This window comes from Loigolactobacillus backii (assembly GCF_001663675.1).
Taxonomy (GTDB): domain Bacteria; phylum Bacillota; class Bacilli; order Lactobacillales; family Lactobacillaceae; genus Loigolactobacillus; species Loigolactobacillus backii.
In genome coordinates this window covers 2,360,666-2,377,479 of the sequence record NZ_CP014873.1, presented here as the reverse complement: position 1 = coordinate 2,377,479, position 16,814 = coordinate 2,360,666, and the positions used below count along the sequence as shown (strand labels likewise).

General features: G+C 41.4%; 17 protein-coding genes. 13 read left to right on the top strand and 4 right to left on the bottom strand.

The window, feature by feature from the left end:
• Nucleotides 1-662: 662 nt before the first annotated feature.
• The 5 genes from prfA (at nt 663) to upp (ending at nt 5,739) form a co-directional block, all read left to right on the top strand.
• The gene (gene prfA, locus AYR53_RS10860) at nt 663-1,745 is read left to right on the top strand and encodes a peptide chain release factor 1 (RefSeq protein ID WP_068225126.1); all 1,083 of its coding nucleotides are present in this window, start codon (nt 663-665) and stop codon (nt 1,743-1,745) included.
• Entirely contained in the window at nt 1,738-2,577 is an 840-nt protein-coding gene (gene prmC, locus AYR53_RS10855; RefSeq protein WP_068280325.1) for a peptide chain release factor N(5)-glutamine methyltransferase, read from the top strand. Before prfA ends, prmC begins: the two co-directional genes overlap by 8 nt.
• A 16-nt stretch (nt 2,578-2,593) precedes the next feature.
• Nucleotides 2,594-3,616, top strand: a complete 1,023-nt coding sequence (locus AYR53_RS10850; protein WP_068225119.1) for an L-threonylcarbamoyladenylate synthase — start codon at nt 2,594-2,596, stop codon at nt 3,614-3,616.
• A 112-nt stretch (nt 3,617-3,728) separates the two neighbouring features.
• Entirely contained in the window at nt 3,729-4,982 is a 1,254-nt protein-coding gene (gene glyA / locus AYR53_RS10845; protein ID WP_068280328.1) for a serine hydroxymethyltransferase, read from the top strand.
• Nucleotides 4,983-5,109: 127 nt separating this feature from the next.
• Nucleotides 5,110-5,739, top strand: a complete 630-nt coding sequence (gene upp, locus AYR53_RS10840) for a uracil phosphoribosyltransferase (RefSeq protein WP_068225114.1) — start codon at nt 5,110-5,112, stop codon at nt 5,737-5,739.
• 214 nt (nt 5,740-5,953) lie between these two features.
• Here upp and AYR53_RS10835 read toward each other — a convergent pair whose 3' ends face one another.
• Entirely contained in the window at nt 5,954-7,264 is a 1,311-nt protein-coding gene (locus AYR53_RS10835; protein ID WP_068279064.1) for an IS1380 family transposase, read from the bottom strand.
• Between the two features lie 608 nt (nt 7,265-7,872).
• On the opposite strand from AYR53_RS10835, the gene atpB reads away from it, so the two are divergent.
• From atpB to AYR53_RS10795, 8 genes are all read left to right on the top strand, one after another.
• A complete protein-coding gene (gene atpB, locus AYR53_RS10830; protein WP_068280331.1) occupies nt 7,873-8,586 on the top strand; it encodes a F0F1 ATP synthase subunit A in 714 nt (237 codons plus the stop codon).
• Nucleotides 8,587-8,616: 30 nt separating this feature from the next.
• Nucleotides 8,617-8,829 carry a F0F1 ATP synthase subunit C gene (atpE, locus tag AYR53_RS10825; RefSeq protein ID WP_068225110.1) on the top strand — a complete coding sequence of 71 codons (213 nt, stop codon included), beginning with the start codon at nt 8,617-8,619 and terminating at the stop codon, nt 8,827-8,829.
• Nucleotides 8,830-8,893: 64 nt separating this feature from the next.
• The gene (gene atpF, locus AYR53_RS10820; protein ID WP_068280334.1) at nt 8,894-9,418 is read left to right on the top strand and encodes a F0F1 ATP synthase subunit B; all 525 of its coding nucleotides are present in this window, start codon (nt 8,894-8,896) and stop codon (nt 9,416-9,418) included.
• Nucleotides 9,405-9,947 (top strand): ATP synthase F1 subunit delta, encoded by a 543-nt coding sequence (gene atpH / locus AYR53_RS10815; RefSeq protein WP_068225106.1) that lies wholly within the window; start codon nt 9,405-9,407, stop codon nt 9,945-9,947. The genes atpF and atpH overlap by 14 nt, the downstream gene beginning before the upstream one ends.
• 39 nt (nt 9,948-9,986) lie before the next feature.
• Entirely contained in the window at nt 9,987-11,519 is a 1,533-nt protein-coding gene (gene atpA / locus AYR53_RS10810) for a F0F1 ATP synthase subunit alpha (protein WP_068280337.1), read from the top strand.
• Between the two features lie 14 nt (nt 11,520-11,533).
• Nucleotides 11,534-12,457, top strand: coding sequence for a F0F1 ATP synthase subunit gamma (locus AYR53_RS10805; RefSeq protein WP_068225103.1), 924 nt, complete (start codon nt 11,534-11,536; stop codon nt 12,455-12,457).
• Between the two features lie 41 nt (nt 12,458-12,498).
• Nucleotides 12,499-13,950 (top strand): F0F1 ATP synthase subunit beta, encoded by a 1,452-nt coding sequence (gene atpD / locus AYR53_RS10800; protein WP_068280340.1) that lies wholly within the window; start codon nt 12,499-12,501, stop codon nt 13,948-13,950.
• A gap of 11 nt (nt 13,951-13,961) precedes the next feature.
• Complete coding sequence (locus tag AYR53_RS10795; protein WP_068225098.1) at nt 13,962-14,387, top strand: F0F1 ATP synthase subunit epsilon; 426 nt, start codon at nt 13,962-13,964, stop codon at nt 14,385-14,387.
• A gap of 314 nt (nt 14,388-14,701) precedes the next feature.
• Here AYR53_RS10795 and tnpC read toward each other — a convergent pair whose 3' ends face one another.
• Genes tnpC through AYR53_RS10780 form a run of 3 tightly spaced genes read right to left on the bottom strand, consistent with a single transcriptional unit; the run spans nt 14,702 to nt 16,810 of the window.
• Complete coding sequence (gene tnpC / locus AYR53_RS10790) at nt 14,702-16,210, bottom strand: IS66 family transposase (protein WP_068222405.1); 1,509 nt, start codon at nt 16,208-16,210, stop codon at nt 14,702-14,704.
• Nucleotides 16,211-16,263: 53 nt separating this feature from the next.
• Nucleotides 16,264-16,638, bottom strand: coding sequence for an IS66 family insertion sequence element accessory protein TnpB (gene tnpB / locus AYR53_RS10785; protein ID WP_068222408.1), 375 nt, complete (start codon nt 16,636-16,638; stop codon nt 16,264-16,266).
• Nucleotides 16,628-16,810 (bottom strand): hypothetical protein, encoded by a 183-nt coding sequence (locus tag AYR53_RS10780; RefSeq protein WP_068222411.1) that lies wholly within the window; start codon nt 16,808-16,810, stop codon nt 16,628-16,630. The genes tnpB and AYR53_RS10780 overlap by 11 nt, the downstream gene beginning before the upstream one ends.
• Nucleotides 16,811-16,814: the final 4 nt, after the last annotated feature.

Below are 16,814 nucleotides of genomic sequence, written 5' to 3'. Positions count from 1 at the left end.
GTGGCGGGTTGGCGAGCTAACTTTTACCAGATAAAGGCAAAGCAGGGGTAAAAGTGGATCTCGCCAAGCCCGCATGATTCTAAATGGCCCAAACCGCCATTAATAATCATCGACACAGCTGGCCCTCGCGCCCCGGAATGAAATCTGGCCGCAGTGGAACATTTAAGTGTTGTCTGTGTCTCTGGCAGTTACTGGCAACAGTTTATGTTGCCAGTAGAAAACTGCCGTTGTCAATGTTGACGGCCAATTAAGGCCGCCGATAAGTTGTGCAGCATTAAAGCTGAATTGTATTAGACTAAACAATTGATTAGTCAACAATTAAAGCTCAACCACTGCCAAGGTGAAATGGAGGCGCTGGCGTATCAGCCGTGTCGAAGGTACTTGATGACCGAATTTTGGTCATTTAGTACCTTGCGTGATTGACAAGATCCATTTTCTTTTCCGATGGTTTAAATCGGAAAGAAAATTAGCTTGTCAACGCGCCACGCGTTCCATACGCCAGCGCCGGAATGGAACCTAACCCAATCTGACTACGCGGCATAAGCATTATTTTTAGTAGCGATATAATTTAATTTAAATATAGTGTTTGGCAAGAAATAGAAAGCTGCTTTTTTAAACACTCTCTAGCTAGACTTAATTCAAAATTGTGAGGTAAATAAATTATGGACGAAATGTTTGATCAGCTCCAATCAGTTGCTGACCGTTATGAAGAACTGGAAGGATTGCTATCTGATCCCGACGTCATTAACGATACACAACGATTTATGAAGTTGTCGAAAGAAGAAGGCGAAATCCGCGAAACAACGGATAAATATAACCACTATAAGGACATTAATAATCAGATTGCGGAAAATCAAGCGATGCTTCGCGAAAAATTAGATCCAGAAATGGATACGATGGTTAAACAGGACTTAAATACATTAGAGACAGAAAAGGCTAAGCTTGAAGAAGAAATGACCGTTTTAATGTTACCAAAGGATCCTAATGATGATAAAAACATTATTATGGAAATTCGGGGTGCTGCCGGTGGTGATGAGGCCAGTCTTTTTGCTGGTGATCTTCTTGATATGTATATGCGTTATTCTGAAAAGCAAGGTTGGCAAACCGAAATTGTTGATCAAACGCCGACTGAAGTAGGTGGCTTTAAAGAGGTTGTCATTATGATTAGCGGCGATAACGTTTATTCTAAGCTTAAATTCGAAAATGGGGCACACCGTGTTCAGCGGGTCCCACAGACGGAATCACAGGGACGTGTTCACACATCAACTGCAACTGTTGCGGTAATGCCAGAGTACGATTCAGTGGACATTGATATTGATGCGAAGGATATTCGAACTGACGTTTACCGTTCGTCTGGTGCTGGTGGCCAGCATATTAATAAGACCTCTTCGGCTGTCCGAATGACCCATTTACCAACTGGGATTGTTGTTGCCATGCAGGATGAACGTTCGCAGCAACAAAATCGTGAAAAGGCAATGAAAATTTTACGAGCACGTGTTTATGATTATTATGAGGGCCAAAATCAGAGTGAATATGATGAAAACCGAAAGAGTGCTGTTGGAACCGGTGATCGTTCCGAACGAATTCGAACTTATAATTACCCACAAAATCGGGTTACTGACCACCGAATTGGTCTAACCTTGAATAAGTTAGACAGAATTATGAATGGTGATCTGGAAGAAATTATTGATGCTCTGATTTTACACGATCAGACTAAAAAACTGGAGCAGCTACAAAATGGTTAATCCAACGTATTTTGAGGCCATTAAATGGGCCTCTTCTTTTTTAACTAAAAATAAAAAAGAGGACGCCAGTTCATTTTTGATGCAAGAACGCTTTAATTTGGACCAAACCCATCTTTTACTGAATTATCGCCACGCTATGGCTGCCGCTGATTGGCACCAATTTCAAGCGGATATTCGTCAATTTGCCGCAGATGTGCCAGCCCAATATATTGTTGGTCACACCCATTTTTACGGGCATAGATTTCGCGTAACGGATGCAACGTTAATTCCACGGCCAGAAACTGAAGAATTGGTGGAGTGGGCATTAGAGTTAGGGGAGCGGCCATTAAATGTTCTCGATCTTGGTACGGGCAGTGGCGCGATTGGCATCAGTTTAAAATTGGCCCGGCCAAATTGGCAAGTTACAGCATCGGATATTTCGGCGGCCGCTTTAACGGTTGCCAAGCAAAATGCGCAAGAATTAGGGGCAACGGTGACGTTTCAACAAAGTGATATGTTTAAATCTTTGACCCAGCAAACCTTTGATCTGATTGTGAGTAATCCGCCGTACATTGCTAATTCTGAAACTGTCGTGATGGACGCGAGCGTTTTAAAATTTGAGCCTAAAACGGCATTATTTTCTGGAACAGACGGTTTAAATTTTTACCGGCGGTTGCTTAGTCAGTTACCGTTGCATTTAAATACCAGCGGCTACTTTTTTGGTGAATTTGGTTTTAAACAAAAAACGGCACTTAGTCAACTTGTGCAGCAGCAACTAGCATTAGTGGCTCGGTTTAAAAAAGATATTACTGGGCATGATCGAATGATGCGTATTCAGTACAAAGAAGTTTGAAGGGATTGATTATTATATGGAAACAAAAATTTTTTCACCTGAACAAATAAAAGCGGCCGCAATTGATTTAGCGGCAGGTGAGTTAGTCGCTTTTCCAACTGAAACGGTTTACGGTCTAGGTGCCGATGCAACCAATGAGTTAGCAGTTAAGAAAGTATACGCCGCAAAAGGACGTCCCAGCGATAATCCATTAATTGTTCACGTTGCTGACGTTGCGACCGTAAAAAAATATGTGGCCGCTTTTCCGGAAAAGGCCCAAAAATTAACGGCTGCATTTTGGCCAGGTTCGTTAACCTTAATCTTGAATTTAAAACCGAATGCTTTTTCTAAAACAGTTACTGGCGGTTTAACAACGGCCGCTTTTCGTAACCCTAAAAACCAAGTGACGCTGGATTTGATTAGGGCCTTAGGACGACCAATTGTTGGGCCATCAGCTAATACTTCGGGCAAACCAAGTCCAACAACGGCCCAACACGTTAACCATGATTTAAATGGAAAAATTGCTGGAATTATTGATGATGGGCCAACAGGTGTGGGTCTAGAATCGACAGTGTTAGATTTATCTGGAACAACACCGACGATCTTACGGCCAGGTGCGGTGACAAAAGAGGCAATTGAACAAGTAATTGGTTCGATTGAAAATAATCACCACCACGTAACCGCAGAAGAAATCCCTAAGGCACCAGGAATGAAGTATAAGCATTATGCCCCTAATGCTCAGGTTCTGGTGGTTAAAGAACCTAGTGAATTTCGTGCGGCTATTGCTTGGGCGGCAAAACAGGAGCTTCCCTTTGGGGTTCTCGCAACTGACGATATTTTAGGTCAGAGTAGTGACGTGCGTTTTAAATACCAGTTCTCGCTGGGGGATTCGTTAACTACTGCCAGTCAGCATTTATTTGATGGTTTACGTTATTTTGATTTGTTGCCAGAAGTGAAATTAATTCTGGCCCAGGGCTTTTCTAAAGAAGGCTTAGGTGTGGCCTATATGAATCGGCTAGAAAAATCGGCCGGCCAACAATATTTTACTGAAACCAACTAAGATTATGCTATAATTAATTTATTGCCATTTAGATTTAATCGTTTTATAATTTTGACAATTGACCTGATTGGTCAGCAAAAAACTTACGTTAATTATTTTGGAGGGGAAGCCATTGAATTATCATCTTAATGACCCAGAACTTTGGAACGCGATTCACCAGGAAGAACAACGCCAGGAACACAACATTGAGCTAATCGCATCAGAAAATATCGTTTCTGATGCAGTTCGTGCGGCCCAAGGAAGCGTTTTGACCAATAAATACGCTGAAGGTTATCCGGGCCACCGTTTTTATGGTGGTTGCGAGTACATCGATGTCGTCGAGCAACTGGCCATTGACCGCGCTAAAAAGTTGTTTGGCGCAGAATATGCCAATGTCCAACCACATTCTGGATCAGGAGCTAATATGGCTGCTTACCGTGCTTTCTTAGAACCGGGTGACCGAGTTTTAGGAATGAGTTTAACTGAAGGTGGTCACTTAACTCATGGCGCGCCAGTTAGTTTTAGTGGTCAGACCTACACGTTTAAGAGTTACGGTATTGATGAAACGACTGGCCGAATTGATTATCCAGCGTTACAAAAACTTGCCCATGAGTTCAAACCAAAAATGATTGTGGCGGGAGCTTCTGCTTATAGCCGGATAATTGACTTTAAAGCCTTTCGAGATATTGCCGATGAGGTTGGTGCCTATTTAATGGTAGATATGGCGCACATTGCTGGTTTGGTTGCTGCTGGCCTACACCCCAGCCCAGTACCTTACGCGGATGTTGTCACGACGACAACGCATAAAACGTTGCGGGGACCACGAGGGGGACTAATCTTAGCAAAGGAGCAATACGCTAAGGCAATTAACTCCGCCGTTTTCCCTGGGATTCAAGGTGGACCATTAGAACACGTTATTGCGGGTAAGGCAGTTGCATTAAACGAGGCCTTACAGCCAGAGTTCAAATTGTACGCGGCACAAATTCTAAAAAATGCGCAGGCCATGGCGGAAGTCTTCAACGCCGATCCACGGATTAAGGTTATTTCTGGTGGAACAGATAATCATTTATTATTACTCGATGTCACTCCGTTTGATTTAACGGGACGAGATGTCCAAGATCTATTAGATATGGTTAGTATTACCGTAAACAAAAATACAATTCCTGGTGAAAAGAATGGCTCGTTTAGAACGAGTGGTGTTCGTTTAGGAACGCCAGCAATCACCACCCGGGGTTTTAAAGAGGCCGAGTCTAGGCAGGTTGCCCAACTTATTTTAGCAACGTTAGAACAACGAAGTGACCAAACAGCATTAAGTCGTATTCGGCAACAGGTTTTTGATTTGACCGAACAATTTCCAATCAATGCAAAAAAATTTGATTTTGACTAGTTTTTCCTAGTTAAGTTCGCTAAACTATAGGTAATCATGTGTAAAATTAAATACGCAAGCCATGATGTTTTTTGTGTGTCGTTTATACAGAAGTACTTATTTTAAATTGTGAAAGAGGAGCTTATAAATGGGAGAATTACATGTCATTGACCATCCACTAGTGCAGCATAAGTTAACAATTATCCGGAATAAGGACGTTGGAACCCAACAATTCCGGCAAGTTGTCAATGAAATTGCAACATTAATGGCCTATGAAGTAACCCGCGATATGCCAACTGAGGACACGGTTGTTGAAACACCAATCGCAAAAACAACAAAGAAGACACTTGCGGGTAAAAAAGTGGCAATTGTGCCAATTTTACGTGCAGGTCTCGGAATGGTTGACGGTTTTTTGGAATTGATTCCCGCTGCAAAAGTTGGCCACATTGGCATGTATCGTGATCATAAAACATTAAAGCCAATTGAATATTTTGTTAAGATGCCTTCTGACATTGACCAACGTGAATTATTTGTCGTTGACCCAATGCTAGCAACCGGTGGTTCAGCAATTATGGCGATTGATGCGCTAAAAAAGCGTGGTGCTAAGCAAATTAAGTTTGTTGGTTTAGTTGCGGCCCCAGAAGGTGTTAAGGCACTTCAAGAAGCACATCCTGATGTTGACATTTATATTGCTGGTCTGGATGATCGCTTAAACGAAGATGGTTACATTATTCCCGGTTTAGGGGATGCTGGTGACCGCTTATTTGGAACTAAATAAAACACTTTAAATCCCGAATTATTCATACGAGGTTTAATATCGGCATACCGCACAATTTTGGACCAATTCTCGTGCTGCTATGGCGTAGTCAAACCAAGATGTACTGTTTTTGCTAAAGGCTACCAAATTATGGGGCTGGATAAATTTTTGATCCTCAATTTTGAGCATACTTGCCCCTTGGCCGAACCGACTTTTTTTGATTTTTTGCACCAGTTTAGCCCCACTGTAGCGCTTGGATTCGAGCTAACAGTTGATAAAACAAATCCTGATAGACGTGGTGGCGGCTTAATTTTAGATAAAGTTGCCGGCCGCTGGTCACCAGCTTACCCGCTACTTTAAACAGCCATAAGCGCAAGGTTGTAACCTGTAATCGCTGATGTTGTACAGGCAACAATTGGCGCATCAAGCTGACTAAATTATAAGCGAGGACACTGAGCATCATGCGGGCATAATTTGGTATAAATTGCGAGCTAGTCATTTTATCCAGGTAAAAGCCAGCCTTGGCTTCCTTGATATAGTTTTCCATTTGACCCCGTTGGTGATAGGCGTGAAATGCATCTTCGGCGACAAAACTCGTTAAATTGGACACGAGGTATTCATGTTGAAATAACAATTCACCAGCTGGTCGAGTTGATTTAATATAGATCTGGCGCGGCTTAGACCATGATCGGGCTTGATAAGACGCGCGATAATAATGGACCTCGGTCTCAGTCCAATTCTGCTCATCACTGATCTGAACAAAACGTTCAGCCAGTTGGTTCAGCCGCCGATTGGCTTTCAGGCGGATCAAGTAAAAAGTGTCGTTGGCTTCACAAGTTTCGTATAATTCTGGAGTCGCAAAGCCACTATCCCCGCGGACCAAGATATCAGCGTTCGGTTTGACTTGATGATAGTGCTGTAGTAGTGGTGTGATAAAGGGGGCAATATCCGTACTGGTATAAACATTACCTGGGCGCAATTGAGCCTTTAAACAGTGGCCCGTTTGCCCGTCAAAAGCGACCAGCGGATGGTAACCCGTGGTACCGTAATGCGCATTAAAGGCCGTTTTTTCCTGATGACCATGAGTATCGGCGTGAGTCGAGTCAATATCGAGGATCAGCTGTTGTTGCTTGGCGCCAGTCCACGCTTGGTCAAGCAATGCTTGATTCAACGTTTGTAATGAGGTGATGGTCTGCTCGTCACAGCGTTGCCAAAAACGGGATAATGACGGTTGTGAGGCCAATTGCGGTTGTGCCAATAGTAATTTAAATGTGGGGTCATTGCGCAAACTGGTGGCAGCTAGATCGGCCGGGTAACCGGCGATCAACTGCAGCACGACCTGTTCTAGTAGACTAACGTTGCTGTAACGAGCGTAATGGCGCTGGTCATCAAAATGGACTAATTGATACGCTAAGGTCGTGAAATTGAGTTGCGCCATTAATTCTTTGACCAACACTAGCCCAGCATCAGTGGAAAGTTCACCACCAGTGTGCGAAATATGTAATTTAGGATTGAAATTAACTCGTTTTCCCGGTAAAGTTGCCATGAGAAGGACCTCTTTCTTTGGGTGGATAGCTGACTTGTGGTGAATCAACTATACCAAATCGGAGGTTCTTTTTCTGCACTAAAAAGGTGAAAAATAAAAAACACAGTACCGCCCATGATACCGGGGTGACACTGTACTTGGAGAACTTATGGTGAATAATTCAGGTAAATGATGACCAAGTTAATTCGTGTAATGAGCATTAGATAAAATGATTTATTAATTTATCATTGGCTATTCGATACTCATTGTATGAAGTGACCTTGGTCTATTTTTAGTTCAATTTCGAAAGCGCATTCTCTTGGTGATCGAACAAATAGTTCTAAAACTTTTTCTGAAAATAATCCTATAATTAGGAATAAAAACCCATTTATAGGCCTTGGAAACGGTTTTTAATCGATGTTGGTTTTTTTGTATTTTTTGTTTATTGGTGGTATTATAACGATTGTATTTTGAACGTTACATTATTTAACAATCGTTCAGATTCTTTTCTGTCGGTGTCGCTTTCGTGCTAATTCGTTCTGTGTTACACTTTGGATTACAGTGACTATGTACATAACGAATTGCGCAACACTGTCAAAAATCTGGTTGTGGAGAAGAGGTGAGATTCTGTGAATGAAGAGACTTACGTTGTAAAGTTTTTAGGGATTCCCTTTAACATTACAAATGTGATCTCAGGATTAGCTGCTTTTGCAATCGTCTTTTGTCTAGTTTATTTTCTATCGCGTAATTTAGCTATGAAACCAACTGGTAAACAGAACGTGCTTGAGTGGATTATTGATTTTACCAATGGGATTGTTTCAAGTAACATTCCCGGCGAAGAAGGAAAAAGATTCAATTTATTCGCTTTTGTTTTGTTCCTGTTTATCTTTGTTTCTAACCAAATGGGATTGGCGGTTCAAATAATTGTTGGAGGAACGACTTACCTTAAGAGTCCGACCTCTGACCCAATGGTGACTATGTCACTGGCATTGATGGTCTTGTTATTAGCACACTTTTTCGGGGTACAACGATTTGGCGTGAAAGGTTATTTAGTAAATTCCTATTTACGCCCCGTAAGTTTCATGCTGCCAATTGAACTATTGGAAGAATTTACGAATTTCCTAACGCTATCATTCCGTCTGTATGGTAATATTTTTGCAGGCGAAGTCTTACTTACACTTGTTGGAAGTGTCGCAAAGTCTCACGGGCTGATTACTACGGTAGTTGCGTTACCGCTCGAGATGGTCTGGCAAGGGTTCTCTGTCTTTATCGGCAGTATCCAAGCTTACGTTTTTGTTACCTTATCAATGGTTTATATTTCTCAAAAAGTTGAGAAAGAATAGATCAAACAATTCTAGGGAGGAAAGTATATTATGAATTTTATCGCAGCATCTATTGCAGCCGCAGGGGCAGCCATTGCCGCTGGTATCGGTAATGGTCAAGTCATCTCAAAAACAATTGAAGGCATGTCACGTCAGCCTGAATTATCTGGTAAATTACAATCAACTATGTTTATCGGTGTAGGTTTGATCGAAGCCGTTCCAATTATCGCGATCGTTGTTTCATTCATTCTGTTATCGCGTTAGGCTACACGAGGCAGATTACTGCCTTTTTTGATTGTCAATTAAATATAAAAGGAGGTGTCAATAGATGCTTTCACATTTCGTCGTTGGTGCAGCAAGTGGTTTATATATAGGTGATTTACTTTTCTACCTAATATCCTTTATCCTGTTGTTACTATTAATTAAGCATTTTGCATGGGGACCGGTCACGAAAATGATGGAAAACCGTGCAACAAAAATCTCCAGCGATTTAGATTATGCTGAGGATTCACGCACGAAAGCTTCAAGTTTACAAGCTCAAAGACAAAAAGAATTAGATAATTCACAGCAAGAAGCGACTGACATTGTGAATGATGCTCGTCAAAATGGCGAAAAGCAACGGCAAACTATTCTTTCTACAGCACAAGATGAAGTAGGTACATTAAAATCAAATGCCCAGAAGGATATTGCGCAGGAACGCGAAGATGCGTTAAAGAGTGCGCAAAATGATGTGGCTGCTTTATCTATTGAGATTGCTTCTAAAATCATTCAAAAAGAATTAAAGGCTGATGACCAAAAAGCACTCATTGATTCTTATATCGAAGGGTTGGGGAAGCAAAATGGCGCTAGATAGAGAAACAGTTGGTACACGTTACGCTACGGCGCTATTTGATCTTGCAACGGAAGAAAAGACACTGGATAGCATTTATGAAGAAGTTGTTGCACTGCAACAAGTTTTTACCACAAATGACACATTAGGTGAGGTACTTTCTGGTGCAATTTTAACGTCAGACCAAAAAAAGCCACTTTTAGCTGCCTTAAAAAAGGATGCATCAAAAACAGTTGCGAATCTATTACAAATGGTTTTTGATTATGGTCGAATGGCTGAAATGCCCAATATTTTAGCTGATTATATTCAATTATATGATCAAAAACGTGGATTGGTTCACGCCAAAGTAACTTCGGCAGTACCATTATCTGCTGATCAAAAAGACGCGTTGGCACAACAATTTGCAACGCGGATTGGTGCTAACAATGTTGAACTGGATAATGTTGTTGATGATAGCATTATTGGTGGTGTCATTGTTAAATCAAATGATTTGATTATTGATGGTAGTATTCGAACACGTTTAATGCACGTTCGACAGTTATTGTTAGGCTAAAAATAATAAACGGATTTTATTTTAAAAGAGGTGAACCCTATGAGCATCAAAGCTGAGGAAATCAGCTCTTTGATTAAACAGCAATTAGATAACTATTCTAATGATCTATCTGTTGAAGAAGTTGGTACCGTTACTTATGTTGGTGATGGTATCGCAAGAGCAACCGGCCTCGATAACGCAATGGCCAATGAATTGTTGGAATTTCAAAATGGTTCATATGGTATGGTACAAAACTTAGAAACAAATGATGTTGGTATTATGATTATGGGTTCATTTGACGATATTCGTGAAGGCGATACTGTAAAACGAACTGGGCGAATTATGGAAGTACCAGTTGGTGAAGGTATGATTGGCCGGGTTGTCAATGCTTTAGGACAACCAGTTGATGGCCAGGGCGATATTAAATCGGACCATACACGTCCCATCGAGTTTAAGGCGCCCGGTGTTATGGATCGACAATCAGTCAGTGAACCGTTACAAACTGGACTAAAGGCAATCGATTCTCTTGTTCCAATCGGCCGCGGCCAGCGGGAATTAATCATTGGTGACCGTAAGACAGGTAAGACTTCTGTTGCTATTGACACAATTATTAATCAAAAGAATCAAAATATGATTTGTGTCTACGTTGCTATTGGCCAAAAGGAATCAACCGTCCGCAGTCAAGTTGAATCATTACGTCGATTCGGCGCAATGGATTATACAATTGTTTTGACGGCTGGTCCTTCTGAGCCAGCACCAATGTTATATTTGGCACCATATGCTGGTGCGGCAATGGGTGAAGATTTCATGTACAATGGCAAACACGTTTTAATCATTTATGATGATTTAACGAAGCAAGCCGCTGCATACCGTGAAATTTCCTTACTATTACGTCGTCCACCAGGTCGTGAAGCCTATCCTGGTGATATTTTCTACACACATTCTCGTTTACTGGAGCGTGCCGCTAAGTTAAGTGATAAATTAGGTGGCGGTTCAATGACTGCTTTGCCAGTTATTGAAACACAGGCTGGTGATATTTCAGCTTATATTCCAACTAACGTTATTTCTATCACTGATGGTCAAATTTTCTTGGATAGTGATTTATTCTATTCAGGTACTCGACCATCAATCGACGCTGGTGCATCGGTTTCTCGTGTTGGTGGGGATGCCCAAATCAAGGCTATGAAGAAGGTTGCCGGTACTTTACGTGTGGATCTGGCTTCATACCGTGAATTGGAAAGCTTCTCACAATTTGGTTCTGATCTTGATGCCGCCACACAAGCTAAATTAAATCGTGGTCGGCGAACGGTTGAAGTACTTAAACAGCCAGTTCACCAACCACTTCCGGTTGAAAAACAGGTTTTGATTTTATATGCTTTGCGTGAAGGCTATCTAGATAGTGTTCCTGTTGATGACATTTTACGTTTCCAGGATGAGCTGTTTGATTATTTTGATAGTAATAAAGCAGATGTTTTGAAACAAATTGCTGATACAGGAAAATTGCCTGAAGGCAGCGAGTTAGCTGATGGGCTTAAAGCTTTTTCTAAAATCTTTAAACCTGGAGTGACACCTGTTGAAACGGCTACTAACTAAGAGGAGATGAGCACATGGCTGAATCTTTAACTGAGATTAAACGTCGAATTGATTCGACAAAGAGTACCGAGAAAATTACCCAAGCCATGCAGATGGTCTCAGCCTCGAAGTTGAATCAAATTGAAAAAAAGTCGTCCAATTATTTGTTATATTCAAGTAAAATTCGCGAAATTGTGACGCATATGGCCGCCGCGCAATTATTGGCCATTAGTAATTTTAATGATAAAAGTTCTAACAAGGACGGAAAAGATAAAATTCGCGTTAGTAGTATGTTGCAGGAACGACCAGTTAAAAAGACTGGCTACCTTGTGATTACTTCAGATCGGGGACTTGTTGGTAGTTATAATAGTAACGTTATTAAGGCTGTTACTGATATGATTACAAAAGATCATAAAAATTCTGATGAGTATGTCTTTATGGCGGTAGGCGGAACTGGCGCTGACTTTTTTAAAAATCGTGGCATGAACATTGCCTATGAATATCGTGGTGTAAGTGATGTTCCAACTTTTAACGAAGTTCGGGAGATCGTTACAACAGCAGTTTCAATGTTTGATTCTGGTGTTTTTGATGAACTTTACGTTTGTTATAATCATCACGTTAATACATTACGTTCAGAATTTCGTGCTGAAAAAATGTTACCAATTACTGATTTAGATATTTCTGAAGTAAAGGATAAGCACGTTTCATATATTGCCGATCCTTCACAGGAAGAAGTACTTGATGCAATCTTGCCCCAATATGCCGCAAGTCTAATTTTTGGTGCATTAATGGATGCTAAAGCTGCCGAACATTCGGCCGGTATGAACGCAATGCGTAGTGCAACCGATAATGCTAAAGATTTAATCGATCATTTGACCTTGACTTATAATCGGGCACGACAAGGGGCCATTACCCAAGAAATTACTGAAATCATTGCAGGTGCTAGTGCGCTTGAATAAGCTGCTGTACCTAGTAAAAATGATGGGAGGAACAAAATAATATGAGTGCTGGTAAAATTACCCAAGTAACGGGTCCAGTTGTCGATGTTGCGTTTCCTTTAGACGGTTCACTCCCTGAAATTAATAACGCACTGGTTGTTCAAAAGAGCAAAGATGAAACAGTGACGTTAGAAGTTGCCCTGGAATTAGGCGATGGTGTTATGCGTACTATCGCTATGGATTCAACGGATGGTTTGCAGCGTGGAATGAACGTTACAGATACTGAAGGAGCCATTACAGTTCCAGTTGGCGAAGATACTTTAGGGCGTGTGTTTAACGTTTTAGGTGAACCAATCGACTTCGGGGATGAATTTCCTGCCGATCACGAACGTAGTAGTATTCACAAGGAAGCACCTAAGTTTGAGGATTTAAGTACCTCTTCTGAGATTTTGGAAACTGGAATTAAAGTTATTGATTTACTTGAACCTTACCTTCGTGGTGGGAAGATCGGCCTATTCGGTGGTGCCGGTGTTGGTAAAACAGTTTTAATTCAGGAATTAATCCATAATATCGCTAAAGAACATGGTGGTATTTCAGTCTTCACTGGTGTTGGTGAACGTACGCGTGAAGGTAATGATTTGTATTATGAAATGAAAGGTTCAGGCGTTTTAAGTCATACGGCCATGGTCTTTGGTCAGATGAATGAGCCGCCTGGTGCCCGGATGCGGGTTGCCATGACTGGTGTTACCCTAGCTGAATATTTCCGTGACGTTGCTGGCCAAGATGTTTTACTCTTTATTGATAACATCTTCCGTTTCACGCAAGCTGGTTCTGAGGTTTCGGCCTTACTTGGCCGGTTACCTTCAGCCGTTGGTTATCAGCCAACGTTAGCTACTGAAATGGGTCAATTACAGGAACGAATTACTTCAACTAAAAAGGGTTCAATTACGTCAATCCAGGCCGTTTATGTGCCTGCCGATGACTATACCGATCCTGCACCTGCAACTGAATTTGCGCATTTGGATGCAACAACTAACTTGGAACGTTCTTTAACTGAACAAGGTATTTACCCGGCTGTTGATCCACTTGCATCAACTTCAAGTGCCCTTGATCCAGAAATTGTTGGCCAAGAACATTATGACGTTGCTATGCAAGTTCAACAGGTATTACAGCGTTACCGTGAATTGCAAGACATTATCTCTATTTTAGGGATGGATGAATTGTCCGATGACGAAAAGATTATTGTTGCACGTGCACGGAGAATTCAATTCTTCTTATCGCAAAACTTTAGTGTTGCCGAACAATTTACTGGCCAACCTGGTTCATACGTATCAGTTGCTGATACCGTTAAGGGCTTCAAGGGTATTTTAGCCGGTAAATATGATGATCTACCAGAAGATGCTTTCCGTGGTGTTGGTCCAATCGAAGAAGTTGTCGAAAAGGCTAAAAAAATGGGTTACGGTAGCAATACCGATGCATCAACTGATCAAGATCAAAAAGCTGCAGCTAACTAGGAGGTGTGCATATGGCTGACAAGCCCGTTTTGACAGTTAATATTGTCACACCCGATGGTATTATTTATAATCATCACGCTACGATGATCATTGTTAACGCGTTAGATGGTCAGTTAGGAATTATGCCTAATCATGAGCCAATTGTGGCGCCATTACAGATTGATGAGGTCCGCGTTAAGCGTGTCGATCAGTCTGAACATGAAGACGCAATTGCTGTTAATGGTGGTTTTATGGAAGTCTCTGGTAACGTTGCTTCAATTATTGCTGATTCTGCGGAACGTGAACGTGATATTGATGTTTCACGTGCGCAATTGGCTGAGCATCGTGCTGAAGAAAACATTAAAAAGGCACAAGAAAAAGAAGATACTGATGAGTTACAACGTGCGCAAATTAAACTTAAACGTGCGATGAACCGAATTAACGTTTCAAAACATTAATTTAAGTTAAAAAGTAGGTTAAAGAGCATCTGTTTATGATGGTAATTCAGTCATAAAAAGGTGCTTTTTAGTGTGTCATTTATTAATGCACCTAATATTTGTTTGGAAGATGCCCTTACTAGTATTTACCTGACTAATTTAGGGTAAACGTATTTGGCCAACTCCTGCACTCTTTTTAGTTTACTGTTGTATAAAATTCTGACAGTACCAGTCGTCTGTAAGCAGTAAATAATCGACCGTTTAAAAAAGGCAAACCGGCTTCTCGAAATTGAGAAATCGGTTTGTCTTTTACATTACGCCACTATTTCTGGCTTCTATTCATTTGACGCTTTATTTCTATCTTGATGTCTTGCCCCAGAATAATTCCATGGTAAATAACCCTCTAGCTGGGCCAAATCGGTGAAACTAGGGTGTTGGGGCATTGTTTTTAATAAATAGGTGATATAGCCTCGCGGATCAAGCCCGTTAGCTTTAGCACTTTCCACTAAAGTTAACCAAATAGCCGTTGATCTTGCGCCTGCTTGGCTGGTACTGAAGAGCCAGTTCTTTCGACCAATCACCAGGCTCTTCATATTGCGCTCCGCCGCATTATTACTCCAGTCCATGATACCAACGTTGACTAGCCGCTCTAGTGTAGATCGTTGATCGATCGCGTAAGTGACGGCTTTACCCAAACGTGATTTAGGTAATACGTCGGCCGAATCGATCCACTGCCAGAATCGCTTCAATAATTTACGCACTTTACTACGGCGTCTTCGACGACGTACCCGGGGCGAAAAATGTTGCCATTGACGCTCCAAGGCAAACATCTCGTCAATTAGCGCTAAGGGAACACTGCTAATTGGCTTACCATTAGCTTGGGTGGCATCGTAAAACTTACGGCGCACATGCGCCCAACAACCGATACGCGTAACACTATTTTCTAACAGATTATAGCCGGTATAGCCATCACACTGCAGGATGCCGGTAAAGTTCCGATATAACTTTTGCGCAAAGGTTCCTGAACGCGTACTGCCATAAGCATAAAAAATGATTTGCTGCGGACTTTGTTTTACTGTTCTAGCCACCCACATATATGATTTAGCGGCTGCTGTTTTACCAGGCTCACGTAACACCTGCATCGGTGTTTCGTCACCCTGTAAATAACGTTGGTTGCTGAGTCGCTGCTGTAATAAATTATAAATTGGTTCGACCAACTGACTCGTTTTGATAATCCAGTTTGAGATTGTTGCCTCTGATAACGCAATACCCAAGCGCTGCCAATCTGCTAACTGTCGGTATAGTGGTGTTGCCAATAGAAACTTTTTATGAATGATCTCCGCGACTAACGAAGCCGAGGCGAGACTATGCGGAATTAAAGCGACTGGCGTTTGGGCTTGCACCAAATGAGCGCTGCCAGCTTCAAGCTCACATTCAGAACACTTATAGGTTTGCGTATAAATATGTTCTCGATAAAGTTTGGCCGGAATGAAATGCACCTCTTCACGAACAAACTTTTTCCCAACCGGTGTCAACTCGTGCCCATAGGCACATTGTTGCGTTGGTAGATCAATAACAGTTTCTCTTACTGGTAAATCACGACTTAGAGTTTCTTGCCGTGTCTTTTTGCGCTTTTTCTTTGCCGGTACTTGATCTGCGTCGCTTTGTTGGCCAGGTTGCTCTGGCGTGATAAAAACACCGTCATTACCTTCTAGTAGTGACAGTTGGTTAGGATCAATTTGTTCTGATTTTTGACCGTAAATTTTTTTAGTCAAGTAGGCAACCATTTCAGTTAGTTCCGCGACTTGCTTACGTAGCGCTATAATTTCTTCTTCGGGTGTCATTAGCTTTATCCACTCAATCCGTATTTGTTGAATTGAGTTTACCATGTCTTACACTAATTTGGATAGTTATTTTTTCTTCTTTCATGTCCAGGCGGACATGTTTGATGAATTGTCGCGTCTAATGACCAACCACTGAGTAATCGTGTCAACTGTTTAGAATTTAATTTACGGAGTGCATTCTGATCAGTCGGCCATTGAAGTCGACCGTTTTCGATCCGCTTATAAAGTAATAAAAAACCATCACCGTCCCAAAATAAGGCCTTAAAACGGTCTTTTCTGGTTCCACAGAATAAATATAAGGCGCGATTGTATGGATCTAAATCAAATTGATCTTGGATAACACCAGCTAAACCATCGATTCCCCGACGTAAATCGGTTTTTCCACAAACTAAAAAGACCTGTTGAATCTGTCGTTGATCAATTATCACCAGCGAACACCGCCTTTAAAACTGCCTCTAAAATATAGTTGTTAATTCGATTGTAAACTACGACCGATTTATTAGCATCAACTCTAATTTGCAGGGCTTTTGTTGCCATAGTAGATCGCGATTGAGAACCAGAATGATCCATTTTAATTTGAACAATATCCGGTTTATCCAATAAA